This is a genomic window from Paenibacillus liaoningensis, assembly GCF_059609455.1.
Genome location: NZ_JCAALU010000002.1, coordinates 217,896 through 235,852, shown reverse-complemented (window position 1 = coordinate 235,852; position 17,957 = coordinate 217,896). Strand labels below are relative to the sequence as shown.

8 protein-coding genes and 5 pseudogenes are annotated in these 17,957 nt (G+C 46.8%); 11 read left to right on the top strand and 2 right to left on the bottom strand.

Annotated features, from left to right (window positions below; all coding sequences use genetic code 11):
- Positions 1 to 5: 5 nt before the first annotated feature.
- The 8 genes and pseudogenes from AC6B99_RS03735 to AC6B99_RS03700 all read left to right on the top strand — a co-directional run bounded on the left by AC6B99_RS03735 (position 6) and on the right by AC6B99_RS03700 (position 14,630).
- On the top strand, positions 6 to 1,517 hold the full coding sequence (locus AC6B99_RS03735) for a sugar ABC transporter ATP-binding protein (RefSeq protein WP_496662781.1): 1,512 nt from the start codon (positions 6 to 8) through the stop codon (positions 1,515 to 1,517).
- A 297-nt stretch (positions 1,518 to 1,814) separates the two neighbouring features.
- Positions 1,815 to 3,530, top strand: a complete 1,716-nt coding sequence (locus AC6B99_RS03730; RefSeq protein ID WP_496662780.1) for a carbohydrate binding domain-containing protein — start codon at positions 1,815 to 1,817, stop codon at positions 3,528 to 3,530.
- A pseudogene (locus AC6B99_RS03725) lies at positions 3,530 to 11,599 on the top strand (RHS repeat-associated core domain-containing protein); the annotation flags it as partial. The gene AC6B99_RS03730 and the pseudogene AC6B99_RS03725, both read left to right, overlap by 1 nt.
- A pseudogene (locus AC6B99_RS03720) lies at positions 11,585 to 12,328 on the top strand (polymorphic toxin-type HINT domain-containing protein); the annotation flags it as partial. The pseudogenes AC6B99_RS03725 and AC6B99_RS03720, both read left to right, overlap by 15 nt.
- 378 nt (positions 12,329 to 12,706) lie before the next feature.
- Entirely contained in the window at positions 12,707 to 13,213 is a 507-nt protein-coding gene (locus AC6B99_RS03715; protein WP_056042670.1) for a hypothetical protein, read from the top strand.
- A 203-nt stretch (positions 13,214 to 13,416) separates the two neighbouring features.
- Positions 13,417 to 13,548: pseudogene (locus AC6B99_RS03710) on the top strand (pre-toxin TG domain-containing protein); the annotation flags it as partial.
- Entirely contained in the window at positions 13,528 to 14,373 is an 846-nt protein-coding gene (locus AC6B99_RS03705) for a polymorphic toxin-type HINT domain-containing protein (RefSeq protein WP_442952567.1), read from the top strand. The pseudogene AC6B99_RS03710 and the gene AC6B99_RS03705, both read left to right, overlap by 21 nt.
- Positions 14,374 to 14,375: 2 nt before the next feature.
- Entirely contained in the window at positions 14,376 to 14,630 is a 255-nt protein-coding gene (locus AC6B99_RS03700) for a CPCC family cysteine-rich protein (RefSeq protein WP_056042665.1), read from the top strand.
- A gap of 145 nt (positions 14,631 to 14,775) precedes the next feature.
- On the opposite strand, the pseudogene AC6B99_RS03695 reads toward AC6B99_RS03700, so the two are convergent.
- A pseudogene (locus AC6B99_RS03695) lies at positions 14,776 to 14,934 on the bottom strand (helix-turn-helix domain-containing protein); the annotation flags it as partial.
- Between the two features lie 22 nt (positions 14,935 to 14,956).
- Positions 14,957 to 15,996 (bottom strand): annotated as a pseudogene (locus AC6B99_RS03690) (IS630 family transposase).
- Between the two features lie 353 nt (positions 15,997 to 16,349).
- On the opposite strand from AC6B99_RS03690, the gene AC6B99_RS03685 reads away from it, so the two are divergent.
- From AC6B99_RS03685 to AC6B99_RS03675, 3 genes are all read left to right on the top strand, one after another.
- The gene (locus AC6B99_RS03685) at positions 16,350 to 16,499 is read left to right on the top strand and encodes a hypothetical protein (RefSeq protein WP_155973087.1); all 150 of its coding nucleotides are present in this window, start codon (positions 16,350 to 16,352) and stop codon (positions 16,497 to 16,499) included.
- 373 nt (positions 16,500 to 16,872) lie between these two features.
- Positions 16,873 to 17,076, top strand: a complete 204-nt coding sequence (locus tag AC6B99_RS03680) for a hypothetical protein (RefSeq protein WP_056034267.1) — start codon at positions 16,873 to 16,875, stop codon at positions 17,074 to 17,076.
- Between the two features lie 232 nt (positions 17,077 to 17,308).
- Positions 17,309 to 17,914 (top strand): RHS repeat-associated core domain-containing protein, encoded by a 606-nt coding sequence (locus AC6B99_RS03675; RefSeq protein ID WP_496662779.1) that lies wholly within the window; start codon positions 17,309 to 17,311, stop codon positions 17,912 to 17,914.
- The last annotated feature ends 43 nt before the right edge of the window (positions 17,915 to 17,957 follow it).

The window sequence follows — 17,957 nt, the reverse complement described above, 5'->3', positions numbered from 1 at the left end:
CGAAGTTGAGCGAATTATTGACGCTGCGAAATATTAGAAAGCGCTTTAATGAAATGAGTGTGCTGGATGGCATCCATTTGACGATTGAAAGCGGCCAGGTTCATGCGATTATCGGGGAAAATGGGGCGGGCAAATCGACGCTGATGAAAATATTAGCCGGACTGTTTCCGCCAGACTCTGGAGAGATTGCGCTTGGCGGGGAGCTTGTCAGCATCAGCAGCCCGAATGAGGCGCAGGAGCTTGGCATTGCAGCGATTCATCAGGAGCTGCGGCTGTTTCAGGATTTGAGCATTGCGGAAAATATTTTTATGCGCCGCGAGCCCTTGAAGCCGCTGTTATGGCCGAAGCTGATCGACTGGGAGCGGCTGCATGAGCAGGCCGCAAGCTACTTGCAGCAATTTAATATGGCGGTCGATTCCCGGGCTCGCGTAAATACGCTGTCCATCGGCGATCAACGTTTCGTCGAGCTGATCAGGGCGCTGTCCCAGCAGGCCCGGATCATTATTATGGATGAGCCGACGGCCGCACTGAACAATCAGGAATGCGAGCGGCTGTTCGAGGCTATTCGCCATGTGAAAAAGCTGGGTGTGGCTATCATTTACATTTCCCACCGCATGGAGGATCTCCAGCAAATTGCCGATCAGGCTACGCTGCTGCGTGATGGTGCGGTCATTCGGACCTGGCGCATGAACGATGCGGCCAGCATGCCGGAAATAATGGAAGCGATGGCGGGCAAGGAGCTGCATAACCGCTATCCGAAGCTGAAGGTACAGCTCGGCGGCGAGCTGCTGAGAACGGAAGGGCTCAGCGTGGCAGGAAGGCTGAACCATGTCAATTTGAGCTTGCGCAGGGGCGAGATTTTGGCGATTGCCGGGCTTGGCGGCGCAGGGAGGCGAACGCTCGCCAAGGTGCTTTTTGGCATAGAGGGGCCGTATGAAGGTGCCATTCATTTGAATGGGCGTACCTTTAGGGCGATGACGCCGCATAAGGCGAAGGCAAATGGCATTTGCTATGTGACGGGCCTCCATTCAGAGGAAGGGCTGATCTTAAATGCGCCGATTGCTAAAAATATTACGCTGACGAATCTCCCGCGCGTGTCGCGAGCCGGATTTATTCGCAGCGGACAGGAAGCTGCTTATGCGAGAGATTTGATGGATCGCCTGGAAATTACCGGCGAAGAGACGGAGCTGCCAATGCACCTCAGCGGCGGCAAACAGAAGAAGGTCATTTTAGCTAAGTGGCTGTTCAGCAATGCCCGTATTTTCATTATTGAAGAGCCAACGGCAGGCATCGACGTCGTCTCCAAAATCGACATTTACAACATTATGAACGAGCTGGTGCTGTCCGGCAAATCGATCATTATGCTGTCCTCCGATATCCCGGAAATGCTCGGCATGTCCGATAGAATTGCCGTCATGCACGGCGGATCCATCCGCCATACGATGTTAAGAGAGGAAGCGACGCTTGAGCGTATTCTGTATTATGCTTCCGGTGGAGAGGCAGCGCGCGAGGGGTAACCGATATTTCATAGCGTGGCTATAACAATAGAACGACTTGTTTAACTGTCTTCATAGACGGTTAACAAATCGTTCTATTTTTTTGTTTTAAAACCTTGAAAAGGAAAATAAAAAGGAGAAAAATGTCGTTAAATCAAAATTTGTTCACACGATTCGACATCTTAAAGCTATATTCGACAAAATCACTCAATGAAAAGGATTGGAAATGTCTGTATATTAAAGTTGGGACCTAATAAATGACAAAAAAGGATGGATGACATGCAGGATGCAGCAAGAGAAAGCAGGAGGCGAAGTCGATTGTTAAAAGGTTTTACGTATTTTTCTAAATATAGGAAAGTAGATGATTTTCATCCTTTCTCTATATTTCTTGGAATGAAACGCGCTGCACCGCCAGAGGACAGCAGCAGCCGTTTCACCTTGTGGGGCAAAATTAGTTTGTTTACATTGGTTATGTTTGGTTTGCTTAGTTCATCGGCTTTTGCGGCTACGTATACGTATGATGAGCTTAATCGTCTGGTAGCTGTAGATTATGACAATGGCGATCGTGTGGAATATGTTTATGACAAAAATGGAAATATGCTTTCTTCCAAGTATACGAAAGCGGACGTAGTTCCCCCAGTAGCTCCTCCGGTTAGTGGAACAGGCGTAGTCCACCATTTTGAAGATGGCACCACCCAGGGCTGGACCTCGCAAGGCGACGGTGTTCAACTCGTTAATTCTCAGGAGATCGCGAGAAGCGGGAAGCACAGTCTGAAAGTCACCAACCGCACAGCGGCGTGGCAGGGCCCGATTCTTGATGCAACCCAATGGATAGAGAAAGGAAAAAGCTACCGCATTAAAGCAGCTGTACGTCTTCCTCAAGGTGAGGAATCGACACAAATCATGATGACGATTAGGCGGACATTGGCTGATGGAAGCAGCTTTTATGACCATTTGAATACCCAAACGGTTACCGCTGATGGCTGGGCTGTTTTAGAGGGAGTTTATATGACTAGCCAAGAGGCGTCTAATCTGTCTCTCTACTTGGAAAGTGCAAGCGATACAGCTGCCTTCTATTTGGATGATGCGAGCTTTGATGTTTATGTTGCTCCTGCCCCTTCTACTGAAACGCTATTGCATGATTTTGAAGATGGGACGACGCAAGGCTGGAGCGCGCAGGGTGATGGTGTTGTGGCAGCCAATTCCCAAGAGGCAGCAAGTGCGGGAAGCCACAGCCTCAAAATTTCGGGAAGAACAGCTTCCTGGCAAGGCCCTATTCTGAATTTGACCTCCTTTATGAAGAAAGGAGTCACTTACGATATTAGCGGCAAAATTAAGCTTTCGGAAGGAACGCCCTCCTCTGATATTTTATTAACGATGAATCGCAAAGCCGCGGATGGTACGGATTATTATGAAAATATTAGTGCGAGCCATGTGACGGCAGATGGCTGGGCTTTCTTCGAAGGGGTTTATACCTTTACCGGGGAAGTAACCCATTTGACCGTTTATATGGAAAGTGCAAACGCCACCGCCAGCTTCTATTTGGATGAATTTCAGGTGAAGAAGCATGAAGCTGCTCCTCCTGTCGTCAGCCATGATTTTGAAGATGGCAGCTTGCAAGGCTGGAATGCGCTTGGAGAAGGAGTCGTACTCAGCAATTCCGATGAGGCAGCCAGCAGCGGCCAGCGCAGTCTCAAAGTAACCAATCGCACGGCAGAGTGGCAAGGGCCGCTATTGAATTTGACGAACGCCTTGCAAGCGGACCAGTCCTACACGGTGAGAGCGGCTTTCCGTTTGCTAGACGATTCTGCACCAGCCAATCTGCTGATGACGATTCACAGAAAGACAGCAGAAGGTGCCGATTACTACGATAACGTCAGTGTAAATGTCGTAAAGGCTGGGGAATGGGCGATTCTTGAAGGGCCCTACAGCTATAGCGGAGATGCATCGGAGCTTTCTCTGTATGTCGAAAGCTCTGATGCAACCGTTGGATTTTATGTAGATGACTTCACAATCAGCCGGAGGCAACCATAATGATTCGCAAAACGATACAGTGGCTGACCTTAGCCTGCCTTGCTTTAGCTTTTACGATGGGTTTCCTCGTGAAGCCAAATGTCACTTATGCAGCTCCGCTTAACTATACCGTTCCAGGTTATTCTTCAGCGGTTGTAACCTCTAGTTTTGCTGCATCCACTACAGCGGTAACCGCTGAAGGCACGTCTTATGATTATGCCCGTTATGCGGCCAATGGGTCAGTTGTCAACTTTGGCCAAGGTACAGGCAAAAAGTCGCTTAGCATCGTAGGCGGGCAGCGGCTCGTTATTACGAATACGTCAGCAAGCGGAGTTGTGCTGAAGACGGTAACAAGAGAGCTCGGTGCAAGTTATACTTCTACACCTGCCTTAAAAAAATATTTGCTGTTTCCAGGGCAGAGCATGAAGGCAACCAATCTGATTACCACATCGGAAAGCATTGACGTAGGCGGCAAAAACAGCCATGCCGATTACAATGCCAATGATATTCCCAACACCTATGACCGCACTCATGCTGGTGGAACGATGCCGATTCCAGCAAGGGAAGGTATAGCGATTACAAATACAGGAACCGTCAGCTATGAGGTGCTTGCGCCTTATGAGGTGTTCTCGTTCGCTAGCCGTACTAATCCAGCGGTGTTTGTGAAAACGCTGCAGCAGGGTCAGCATTTGGAAGCTCTAAATGTAACCCCTTATACGTTCACGATGTATTTCAGCCATAAAAATTATGATTATGCGATTTACGATGCAGCAGGCGTTCTCGACTCTTATGGTCATACAGGCTTTACATCAGATATGTTGTATGCTGGTCGAAAAATGATTGTGAGCAATTATTCGGACGTACCGCTCGTAATCGAGGGTCCTTATGATGCGATTCCAACTAAAGCACGTGCTTACCCTGCGCTTTATACGCAGACGCTGACCAGTGGTCAAAGTGTTCTAGTCAAAAACACATCATCCGAAAGCTATGTCCTGAATTTAAAAGGGGCATATGATTTTGCACAATATAGCGCAAACGGCAGTGTTGCCGATTATGGACGGAAAATAACGACAACGGCAGGGACGAAGACAATTCCTGCTGGCGGCAGCATCGTCATTACCAAAACAGACGGTGGTACAGCCGAAGTCGTCGGGCCTCCAGACGGATTCAGCTTCACTGGCCGCACAGACCCAGCTCTTTTTATTGGCTCAATAGCAGTAGGACAAAGCTATGAAGCGACGAATCGCTTGTCAGGCAACGGATCGTTTACGATGAATGGCCTGTACGATTATGCGATGTACGACAGCTTAGGGAATATTAATAATTACTATGCAAATCGTTCTTTAGGCAGCTTCAGCATCAGTGCGGGAGAACGCGCCGCTTTTACGAATGTTGGCAGCGGGGCAGCGGAAATTATTGCGCCTTATGATGCTTTTAGGTTCGTATCGCGCTTGAGCCCCGTAAGCTTTAATAAGACACTGGTGGCAGGGGAAACCGTTCAGGCTGATAATATCTCGCTTAAATCATTTACGGTCAGCTTGAATAATCAGCATCATTATGTCACCTATGATACGGGAAATGAAGTGAGCGAATTCGGCAACCCGCAGACCGCTGACAGCCATATTGTAGATGATACGGAGCGAATCATCATCTCCAACAGCGGTACGGCGCCAATTGTTTTATCGGGCCCTTATGATGCTTTTCGCTTAACGGACCGATCAGCTCCTGCGCTTTACAAGGGCTTTTTGGCCAATGGACAGAGCATGCGCCTGACGAATATCAGCCCGACGCTGTTCCATTTAAATATGTCAGGAACGTACGATCAGGCCAGTTATAAAACGACAGGAGAGCCGCGCTCGTCAAAGCGCAAGGAAACCTCCCTCGGACAAATCCTTTATAACTCGGAACGGATAACGTTGACTGGCAGCGGGAGCTCCGTGCTGCAAATTCTTGCGCCTAATGATGTGACGCTTGTGCAATCGAGCACGAATCCAGCCTTGGCTGTGAAGGAGCTTGCAGTTGGGCAAAGCGCCCAGGCGAAAAATACGTCCACTTATAATGATCGAGTGGATCTGACAGGCAAGCACGATGTTATGGATTATGATGCCGCCGGCAATCCAGACAGCTATGCACGCGGGCGCACGATCGCTTACCGCGATGTGGATGCAGGTAAACATGTCTCCGTTATGAATACCGGTACAACGGCGATGGAGGTTTATGGCCCTTATGAGCTGTTTGCGATTACGAGCCGTGCTAATCCGGTTACGTTCAGCAGGGTATTGACGGCGAATGAGAGCATGGAGCTGCGAAATCAGACGGGCAAGCTGTTCCCGGTTTATTCGACAGGACTTTATGATCTGGCGCAATATGATTCTGCTAATGATGTAACCGATGTCGAGCGTGAGCATGGTACAACGGTCAAAAATGTGTCTGGGCTCAATCGTTTGGCGGTTACGAATGCACAGGCTTCTTCTATGGCTATTGAAGGGCCATATGATGTATTCGCATTGACAGGCCGGGCGAATCCTGCTCTTTTTGAACGAACCCTTGCACCTCGCCAAAGCATGGAGGCTGTTTTTAAAGGAGTAGATGATGCCTCTGTCTATATGACGGGCAAATATGATTATTCGCTTTTTGATCAAAATGGTTTAAAAACCTATGCAAGGCAGCAAAACATCATTAAAAATAAATTGGTAAATACGGGGCAGCGAATTGCGGTGATGAACACGGATGTTCAGTCCATTGTCGTTTACGGTGCTTATGATGTTTTTGACAACAATGCCCGTACGAATCCCGTAACGTTTCAGCGTACGCTCGCTCCAGGCGAAAGCTTTGAAGCGACAAACAAGGAGCTGACTCCTTATGAGGTCTATCCGAGCGGACTATATGATTTCGTTGAGTTTGCTGCGGATCAGGATGTCAGGGAACTCGGACGGGATCAAACGGCGGCGCTTGAGATTATTTCGTCAGGAAACCGCATCGCGCTAACGAATGCGAATTCCCAAGCCATTACGGTTGAAGGCGCTTATGACGCTTTCCAATTGACGAATCGTACGAACCCTGCTTTATTCGAGCGTACGCTTCAGCCGGGCAGCAGCTTTGAGGCTGCTTACACCGGTACAAAGGATGCCAATGTGAAAATGACAGGCGTCTATGATTTGGCGCTGTACGATGCAGCAGGCGAGATTAAAAGCTACTATCGCGAGCGGAACGCTTCTATTGGACAGGCTGTCGCTGTAAGCGAAAAAGCAGCCATTATGAACAGCGGCACCAGCAATATGGTTGCTTATGGGGCATATGATTTGTTCCAAATTAGCAATCGGGCGAATCCCGTTTCTTTTGTCCGTACGCTCTCCGGAGATGGGACGCTGGAAATTAAGCAAAAAACGAATAAAAGAATGAGCCTGTATTTAGATGGCACATATGATCATGCAGAATACGCAGCAGATGGCTCCGTTAACAGCTATGGGGCTGGGGCAACGCAGAAGGAGCAGATTATTGCGGTTGATGCGAAGTTTGTGCTGACCCCATCTGTTACGCATACGGTCACCGTTAGCGGTGCTTATGATGCTTTCGACATTACCCCGAGAATGATTCGGGCCGTGACGATTAAGTCGCTTGATCCAGGAGCTTCTTATTCGCTGCGCAATATTTCACCTGATTCTTTCAATCTGCGGATCATTGGAAAATATGACTATCAGATTTATGATTTATGGGGAAATATGCAGCGTTTCGGCAACGGCAGCTTATTGAACCCGCGTGTTATCGATTCAACAGAGCGGATGCTGATTACCAACGCGGATGTCGCTCCTATAACGGTTATGGCTCCAACCGACGCGATCAACGTAACCGACGGCGGCAATGCTAATGAGTTTGTGAAAGCTTTGGCAATAGGCGAAACGCTGGCAGTGAAAAATCAATCGAGCGGCGCGTCTACGATCAACCTTAGCGGCAAATATGATTACGCTTTGTATGATAGCGCAGGAGCACCTGTACGCTATTTGAGAGAGGCAACTAATACAGCTATAAGCGTACCGGCAGGTCATAAGCTAGTCATCACGAGCCGCATTGGTACTGGAACCGTTGTTACAGGTGGCGCTCTTGCTTTCCTTGTAACGGAGCAGGAAGAGCCAGCCCTGCGAATTGTTCCGGTTTCGTTCAAAAATACGGTCGAGCTGACAAATATCAGCCCGAAGGTTTGGTCCTTTACGAGCAGCGGCACAATGGACTGGGCTTCGTATAATAGCACGGGAACAGTGCTTGGTTACGCTTCTCGTGATACAGCAGCAACGCACGAGCTTGTTCCAGCTGAAAAGATGGTTGTAACGAGCCCTCTTAGTCAATCGTTAAGTATTTGGGGGCCTTATGAGTCTTTCAGCTATGTAGATCGTACTGATCCGGCACTTGAGCAGGAAACGCTGAAAGCTGATCAAACGGTTCAGGCTAAAAATCTGACCTCGTCAACTCAAACGTTAAAAGCCGGCGGCTCCTTTACGTATCGTAGCGGTTCGGGCAATGAGCAGCCAGGACAAAGTCCGCTAAATGTAAACGCGGGAGCAACGCTGCTGCTTACGAATACAAGCGGTGCGGAATATATCGTATTTGCACCATTTGGCGCCATTGATCTGAGCTTCCCTGGAGCAGATGGCACACCAATATCGGGCATCGGTGCAGCGGACAAAGTGAAGACGCTGGACCCGTCGGATTATGATCCACAGACGTTCCATGCGGACCCGATCGATACGGCAACGGGAGCGCAAATTATTAATCGCACCTTGCTTACGGCACATGGCGCGGTTCCGATTCCTTTTCAGGCTCAATATCATTCGTTGTTAACGGGTACTGGTGATCTGGGAGTCGGCTGGAGCCATAATTTTGAGATGAAGCTGGAGGCTGGCGCGAACAACGCAACCGTTTACTGGAATGCCTTCCGCTCAAATGTATTTAATAAAGCAGCGGACGGTAGCTATTCGTCAGTCGATAAAGCAACTAGATTGGATCATTTGACGAAAAATTCGGATGGTACCTATGTGCTTGAACGCAATGACGGTACATTGTATCGTTTCACAGCCGCAGGGCGTTTGACTGAAATTGAGGAGAAAAGCGGGCTGAAACTGGCATTTGGTTACGCAGCGGATGGTGCTTTATCGACAATCAGCGATCCATTGACAGGAGCGGCTTTGACAATCAGTTATGATGCAGCTGGCCGAGTGGCTGAGGTTGCTGATCCGGCAGCGCGTTCCGTCCAATTCTCTTATGATGCAGCCGGTCGCTTGAACGAAATAACCGATGCAGCAGGAAATGTGACGACGTACAGCTACGACAGCAGCAATCGGATTGTCAGCGCATCGAGCGAGGGCGTCCAGCTGTTCGAGAATATGTATGACGATGAAGGTCGCGTCATCAAGCAGCAGGATGCTGTTGCTGGACATGCTCCAACTACGTTTAGCTATGAAGAGAAGGACAAGCAGTTAGTTACGACGATTACCAATCGTAATGGTGATGTGCAGAAGCTAACGCATGATGCGCAGTACCAGCTGCTTCAAACGGAAGACAGCTTAGGGAATAAAATGACCTTTACGTATGATGCGCAGGGCAATCGCCTAACCGCGACTAATCCGCTAAATCAGACGATCAGCTATACCTATGATGACAGACGCAATCTGATTCGTTCAACCGATTATACGGGTGCGCAGGTCAATATGACCTATGACAATCACGATAATCTGTTAACCGCAACAGGCCCTGATGGCAATACGATTACGTATATGTACGATAATATGAACCGTTTGACATCCGTAACGGATACAGATGGACAAAAGACTACCTATGCGTATGATGCAGCTGGAATGTTATTGTCGGCTACTGATCCAAAAGGTGCACAAACCTCCTATACGTATAATGGAGGCCGACTGGTCAGCATGAACAATGCGGCGGGCGAGGTTACGACGTATGGTTATGACGCTGCCGGAAGAATGGCAAGCGTAACCGATGCGGCAGGAAATACAAGCCAGCTTGTGTACAATGCAGATGATCAGCTGTTAAGCGATACGAATGCGCTGGGACATGCGTACTCGTATGCTTATGACAAGCAAGGCTTCCTTGCGTCAGAGGTTGATGCGCGTGGCAACACGACACATTACACCTATGATAACAACGGCAATCTGACACAGGTTGTAAATGCACGGAATCAAGCTTCGCAGCTCATTTATGATGCGGAGGGCCGTTTGATTGAAGCTGTTAATCCGCTTGGCGACAGTGTGAAGATTGTCTACGATGCTGTCGGCAATGTGCTGACTCAGACGAATGCAGAAGGGGAAAGCGTTCGTTATGTGTATGATTCCCTCTATCGTCTTGTAGAAGCCTATAATGCGGACAATACCAAAGTCTACGAGGTTGTCTATGATGCGAAGGGTAATCCGGTCACGATTAAAGATGCGCTGAATCATTCGCAAACTTATGTGTACGATGAACTCAATCGTCTCGTTGAAACGATTGATCCGATGAATCGTTCTACTACATTTGCATATGACGATCTGAGTCGTTTGACGACCGTAAGCGATGCGCTTAAAGGCGAAGCAAGCCGCAGCTACGATTCATTAAGCCAAGTCATCGGTTACTCCGATCCGAATCAGAATGCGGCAACGTATACGTATGATTTGGCAGGAAGATTAATTGGCGAAACGAATGCAGCTGGCGAAACATCGACTTACACGTATAATGCTTTAGGCTTGCCGGATGTGGAGACGAATGGTCGCGGACTGACGACGTCCTATAACTATGACGCAGCGTCAAGACTTAGCAAGTTCGTTGATCAAGCTGGTGAAGTCAGCTATACGTATGATGCGAACGGCAATATAACCGCGGTAACGGATGGGCAAGGCAAAGCCTTAACGCGTGTATTTGATGAGCTGGACCGCGTCGTGCAATATACCGATGAATTCGGCAATGTCATCAAATACAGCTATGACGCAGCAGGCAATATGACGCTGCTCACCTATCCAGATAACAAAACCGTTACCTACACGTATGACCGTGCGGGGCGTATGACGAGCGTAACCGATTGGAATGGCCGTGTAACAGCTTACAGCTATGATGCCAATGGCCGTCTTGCATCAACGCTTCGACCTAATGGCACAACGGAAACCAGAACGTATGATGCGAAGGGGCAATTGCTGACGATCAACGACATTGGCTTGGATAGCAGCATAATTCTTTCGTATACGTATGGCTATGATGCGGTTGGCAATGTCATCAGCGAAAATGGCGGTCCAACCGTCACCGACAGTGTATACTTGAACGGATTAAGTGTAGGCGAGAACGTATACGGCAATGTGTCGGGCAGTGTATACGTACCAGGAGATGCTGCTGGCTTGCAGCCAGATTCAGCAGAGATGCAGCTTCCGCCTGGCATGAGCAACACGGAAATGACCTACACAGCGGACAATCGTCTGGCGACCTATAACGGTAATCCAGTCGTGTATGATCAGGATGGCAACATGATCACCGGTCCGCTTGCTGGCGGTGGCGGCATGCAAAGCTACAGCTATGATGCGCGCAACCGACTAACCGAAGCAGGCGGCGTCAGCTATGGCTACAATAGCGAAAATGTACGCACCTCCGTCACCGTAAACGGGGTAACGACTCGTTATGTTGTAAATCCGCAAGCTGTATTATCGCAGGTGCTGATGGAGACAGATGCGCAAGGCAATCCGACTGCGTATTATGTATACGGTCTCGGATTGATTGGCCGCGAGGCAGCGGATGGCAGCTATGCCACGTATCATTATGACCGTCGTGGAAGCACAGTCGCGCTGACGGATGACAACGGCGTGATCACCGATACGTATGAATACGGACCGTATGGTGAACAAATCCGTCATATGGGGACGATAGAGCAGCCATTCCAGTATAATGGACGAGATGGCGTTGCAACGGACGCAAACGGCTTGTACCATATGCGTGCGCGTTATTACAATCCAGAAATCAAACGCTTCATCAACCGTGATGTGCTGACAGGTTCGATAAGCGATTCGCAAACGCTGAACCGCTATGCGTATGTGAATGGCAACCCGATATCCTATGTCGATCCATTTGGCTTAAGCCGTGATGGTGACTCCGCATGGCTGCAAGGCGGAAGCTTCCTTGCTGATCTCGTGCCATGGGTAGGCACGGTGAAAGGCTTCCAGCAGGCATTTACAGGTAATAACTATATTACCGGTGAACATCTCTCGGCGGGAGACCGTTGGGGCGAAGGAATTGGAGCAACGCTGAGCATCATTCCGATTCCGGGTCTGAAGCATGCGGGTAAGTATGGTACGAAGGGTGTCATTTGGGCGGGTTCGAAGCTGAAGAATATTTTTGGTGAGGGTACGGTTAAAACGACGAAAAAACTCGTCTACGAATGTAACTGCTTTACAGCAGGAACCAAGGTTCTGACAGACGAAGGGGAGAAACCTATCGAGGAAATCGAGGTAGGGGATAAGGTTCTCTCAAAAGACGACGAAACCGGAGAAGTGGCATATAAAGAGGTCGTGGGGCTGTTCCAGAAACAGGCTGACGAAATCTATTACGTCCACATCGGGGATGAAATCATCGAGGTCACAGGCGAGCATCCATTCTGGCTTGATGGCAAGGGATGGACGTTTGTTAAAGACTTGAAAGTCGGCGACTTGCTTGTTTCGAGTGACGGCACTAAACTGGCGATAGACAAGATTGAAAAAGAGTCGCGCGAAGCAACGGTTTATAACTTTGAGGTCGAGGACTTTAATTCTTATTTTGTGTCGAATCTGGGGATTTGGGTTCATAACTGTTCGATTAATGGTAATCCTGTACCTACAAAATCTGGTGGGGGTAGTGATCCTAATAATTTCGTAAATGAACACGCGAAAAAACACATGTATGACCCTAGCAGACCTTCTACAAAGAATAAATCTCAATACGGTCAGGATGTTGATGTGAATGCATTGAGAACAGATACCATGATCAATCCAGACAAGGCTTATTCAAATTGGCCTAATCCGAACAATCCAAATTCAAATAGAATAACGAAATATTATAAAGAATTTGATGGGAATATTAGTACACCTGACACGCCGACAGGAAGTCACAGAGTCTTTGAAAATGTGGATAATCCGAAAAGTAGTTCTCATTTTCCATATGTCCCTAGAAACAAAGAATAGAAAGCAGGTACAAAAATGACAAAATTTCTTTACCATGCAGTATTGCCTGAAGACCATGATCATCATGTTTCAATTGAAGAAATCATGAAAGAAGGGATAAGCTTTTCAACACAATCTAATAACTGGTATGGGAATGGTGGTGAGGTGAAGCCGCTTATAACTGATAAGGTGAGACCACTTAAAGCTCCTATGTGGGCAAATTTTAAGAAGGCTTCAGGCGCAAATTTAGAACCACACGTTCCGAAATCATTTTACTTTCCTATCTTTACGGATAAAATCTTAGTTTTTGATGGAAATATTACAATGAATATTTATGATCAAGCATTCTATGAAGAAAATAAGTTTACATTTGAGGAAGCGTTAGATTTTGACACTGGTGAAACTTTGGAGTATTGGATTAAAAGATATTGGGATAGTATGATGACGCTTGAAGAGTATTTTTCAAAGAAGACTTATACAAAGCCAGAAGTGTTGGTCTTTGAATCCGTACCCAGAGAAATTATTCAGATATGTGAAAAATAAGACTCGATTGGTTTTGCATTTCTCAAATTTATGTGGGGCTACCCAGTACTGAATGAACCCATGATTTAGCCAATAACACATATAACCCAAGTAATAAGCCACAATGCGAGCTAGCCGCTCGTTCTTGTGGTCTTTTTTTAGCGGCACCGCTAATCAAAAAAGTTACCGTTTAGATAGGATATTAAGAATATGACGTAAAAGGCTTCCAGCAGGCATTAACGGGTAACAACTATATTACCGGCGAACATCTCTCGGCGGGAGACCGTTGGGGCGAAGGAATTGGAGCAACGCTGAGCATCATTCCGATTCCGGGTCTGAAGCATGCGGGTAAGTATGGTACGAAGGGTGTCATTTGGGCGGGTTCGAAGCTGAAGAATATTTTTGGTGAGGGTACGGTTAAAACGACGAAAAAACTCGTCTACGAATGTAACTGCTTTACAGCAGGAACCAAGGTTCTGACAGACGAAGGGGAGAAACCTATCGAGGAAATCGAGGTAGGGGATAAGGTTCTCTCAAAAGACGACGAAACCGGAGAAGTGGCATATAAAGAGGTCGTGGGGCTGTTCCAGAAACAGGCTGACGAAATCTATTACGTCCACATCGGGGATGAAATCATCGAGGTCACAGGCGAGCATCCATTCTGGCTTGATGGCAAGGGATGGACGTTTGTTAAAGACTTGAAAGTCGGCGACTTGCTTGTTTCGAGTGACGGCACTAAACTGGCGATAGACAAGATTGAAAAAGAGTCGCGCGAAGCAACGGTTTATAACTTTGAGGTCGAGGACTTTAATTCTTATTTTGTGTCTAACCTTGGGATTTGGGTTCATAATTGTGAAGTTAATTGGTCGGCAGGTAATTTCGTTTCTGGAAAGCTTGATAAACATTTCCAAAAACATGTTGTTAAGAAACAAGAATGGGCTGACTTAGGCTTTTCACTTACAAAAGAAGGGTACTTGAATAGAGCCAAAAATTTATTAAATAGCAATATTGGTGGAGATATACACGGATTCACATCGAAAAATGGCTATGTTTTTCGATATAATTCAAAAACGAACGAGTTTGCTACAGCAAAACCTGACGGAACTATTGAAACTTTATTTAGACCAGATGATGGGATGAGTTACTGGAAAGATCAAGTTACAACATACGGAGGAAACTAAGTATGACAGAAAAATATTCATGTCCTTGTTGTAAATACTTAACATTGTCAGAAGAACCGCCGGGAACTTTTGAAATATGTCCTGTTTGTTATTGGGAAGATGATAATTTACAGTATGCCGAACCGGATCGAGTAGGTGGGGCTAACTCCATATGTTTGAGAGAAGCAAAGAGTAATTTTAAGGATTATGGTGCAATATCCCTTGAATTTTTGGATGCAGTAAGATTACCTTTGGAAGAGGAGAAAACAGGAATTTAGTATGACTTTTACAAGAGCCTTGGGGGCGGCAATCCTCAAGGTCTTTCTTTTAACCCCCACCCAGTGCCGGATGAATCGGGCGGCACAGCCATAGAACCTAGTTCCTTTCATAAACAAAATGAAGACCGCCTTTCCAGGGCGGTCTTCATTCATTTTCAGTATCTATTAAACCAATGATTTTACGAATATCTTCAATTTCTAAAGCCCCGGCAATCCTCTCAATATGGCCAAAGTTTATATTCTGCTTTTTACAGTTGGACAATTCACTAAGCGCGGCATGACGAATGTCTGTTAATCTATATAAGTTGAACGAAAGAAACTAGCAATCAAAGCCGAACACATAGGCGATCAATGATTACATGAGGATGCTTCATAATTTCTTCCATGAATTACCTGACACGCAGTCGAATTTGAGCAACGGTGGAATAAAACACATTGTTGATCACACTGGATTTAAGCCATTGCCAGAGTCCTTCCACAATGTTCAACTGAGGACTGTAAGGTGGCAGAAACACCAGTTCAAGCCGATCTTTCTGTTCGTCCAGAAAAGGTAGTAGCAGCTTCGCATGATGAATTCGGGCGTTGTCTAATACGATGACGATGTTCCCCGCAGGGTAGGCCGTGAGGACCTTTTGAAGAAATGTCAAAAAGGTTTCAGCGGTATAGAGTTCGTCTTCTTGCCAAACGATTCGTCCCGTTTCATAGTCAAGCGTCGCGAGTAGTTTGACCCCGCGATGTTTACCTGTAGTTGGTATGATTCGTTGTTTTCCGCGAAGAAACCAGGTTTTCTGAATCGCTTGATAATCCCGAATCATAGATTCATCCTCGAACAGCAGGTGATCAATCTCGTCGTTCAGTACCTTTTTTTCAAGTCAGGAAAGGTCGTTTCGGCAAATTGGCGTTGCTTTTCGGGATCTGCCGCCGCGAGCGTGTAGGTTGGTTTTGTATAGCTAAGTCCTAATCGTTCCATGACCTTGGAAATGCCTCGAAGCGAGTAGCGGTGACCCCATTCTCGTTCCACATACGCAGAAATGAGCTCAAGCGTCCAATTATGCTTGGCCGTAAAGCCGACCTCATCGGGAACCGAATAGGCGATGGTTTGTATCAATTGTTCTTGCTGTTCCTTCGTTAACCGAGTAGGTGCGCCAGATGAGTGCTTGAGCTGCAAGGCTGCCAATCCACCATTTTCATAGGTATGAATGTAACTGCTCACCGTCATTCGGTTTCGATTTAGAATGTCAGCGATCACCGACATCGAAGTACCCTTTAAGTGCAAATAAATGGCTTGGTAGCGTTCATACATGCGACGCTCTTTGGCTTGTTTCATGGCTATTGTTACTTTTTCCAGTTCGGTATGCTTCTCCATGGCAGTCCCCACTTGTCCGTTTATTGATCTGTTTCTTATTCGACAAATGGTTCATTTTTCCTTGCTAGGGTTTGCTAAGAACTTTGATTCAACTTATATAGACAACTTGTGAAGGCTGATATTATGTTCTTGTAACAAGTCCGTTATTTTCAACACGATCTTCTTAGTCAATGCATATCCCTGCTTTACACACGTTTATTACGCAAAAGCGTATCGTGTAAACTCTTGTCAACTGGTACGTAAATTCGTGACATAAAGAAGTGAGTGTTTGGATGTCAGTGAATGATGAAGTGTGATACGATCAAAAAGTTTATCCAGCATTTTGAATCATTCGATATGGAAGGAGATGCTTTGTGACCCTAAGAAAACTGATGATGACCTTGCTGGCCATCATCATCGTATTAGAACTAGCTTATTACATGCTCTATTTGCAAGCGCCGGCTGAACCTAAACTGACAATGGAAGTGCTGAACAACGAGGCAAAAATGCAACAAATCTTTTGAAAGGGAACTGGACGATTGGCAAAACGGCGATGAACGGCGAACCCGTTTCAAATTCGTTATGGGGGCAACCGTTATTAGCGGTTTCATTTTGGCGATGCTTATGCCTAATCGAAAGCTATAATTTTAAGTTTTGGAGTGTGCCTTACATGTCGAATCTACAACCATGCCCGGAATGTAATCATTCCGTTGCCCCATCTGCAACAAACTGTCCGAATTGTGGAGCCAATCTGGAAGAAGAACCAGGAATTAGTTTTCATATTGTGAGGGTCATCATTACCCTTGCTGTTATCCTTGTACTTGGTCGAGTCCTTATGTATCTGAATCGCTGCGATGAAGCCGTTTTAACTGAACCATACCCATTGGAGGAAAGAACATGGCAAAATGTCCAAGTTGCAATCAAAATCCTGACCATATAAGTCCGTTACTGTTAATCAATGCACATCATGTGGCAAGAAATAGTGCTTTCATTGCGAGAGATATGGAACCGACAAATGTCCCGGTTGTGGGAGTGGTGTTCCTTATAGTGGGAATTAAAAAAGATGTAGATTTATCCGATGGTCATGCCCTTATTTATTAGTCACTGAAAAATAGCAAGGAATAAAGGCTGTTTCCGGAAATCAAGCGGAAGCAGCTTTTTTTCCAATTGTTCAATGGATAGTGATGGGTGTGGCAAACGATATACTTAGAGAAATTTTGAAATTCATAGTTATTAGGCATGTAACTGACAAATCGGAGCAGGTTTCATCGGTTGTGCCACGTATCATTATGACCGTCGTGGAAGCACAGTCGCTCTAACGGATAACAACGGCGTGATAACAGATACGTATGAATACGGACCGTATGGTGAACAAATCTGTCATATGGGTACGATCCAGCAGCCGTTCCAGTATAATGGACGAGATGGCGTTGCAACGGACGCAAACGGCTTGTACCATATGCGTGCGCGTTATTACAATCCAGAAATCAAACGTTTTATCAACCGTGATGTGCTGACAGGCTCGATCAGCGATTCGCAAACGCTGAACCGTTACGCTTACGTAAATGGCAACCCAATATCCTATGTCGATCCGTTCGGCTTAAGCCGTGATGGTGACTCCGCATGGCTGCAGGGCGGAAGCTTCCTTGCCGATCTGGTGCCATGGGTAGGCACGGTGAAAGGCTTCCAGCAGGCATTTACAGGTAATAACTATATTACCGGCGAACATCTCTCGGCGGGGGACCGTTGGGGAGAGGGAATTGGGGCAACACTGAGCATTATTCCGATTCCGGGTCTGAAACATGCTGGTAAATATGGTACCAAGGGTGTCATTTGGGCGGGTTCGAAGCTTTTTGGTTCAGGTAAGACGAACCTTGCCAAAATATTGATCCTTGGAGAAGTGATTTTGGTCTACCAAGTGAAGGTTTTGGGCAATTAATTAGAGATTTACCTAAGTGGGACCCGATGCGAATAAAGTTTGC

Bases quoted from the DNA above. Each gene is read 5' to 3' on its own strand.
- AC6B99_RS03715 (WP_056042670.1), top strand. From the start codon at position 12,707: ATGACAAAATTTCTTTACCATGCAGTATTGCCTGAAGACCATGATCAT.
- AC6B99_RS03700 (WP_056042665.1), top strand. From the start codon at position 14,376: ATGACAGAAAAATATTCATGTCCTTGTTGTAAATACTTAACATTGTCA.
- AC6B99_RS03680 (WP_056034267.1), top strand. From the start codon at position 16,873: ATGGCAAAATGTCCAAGTTGCAATCAAAATCCTGACCATATAAGTCCG.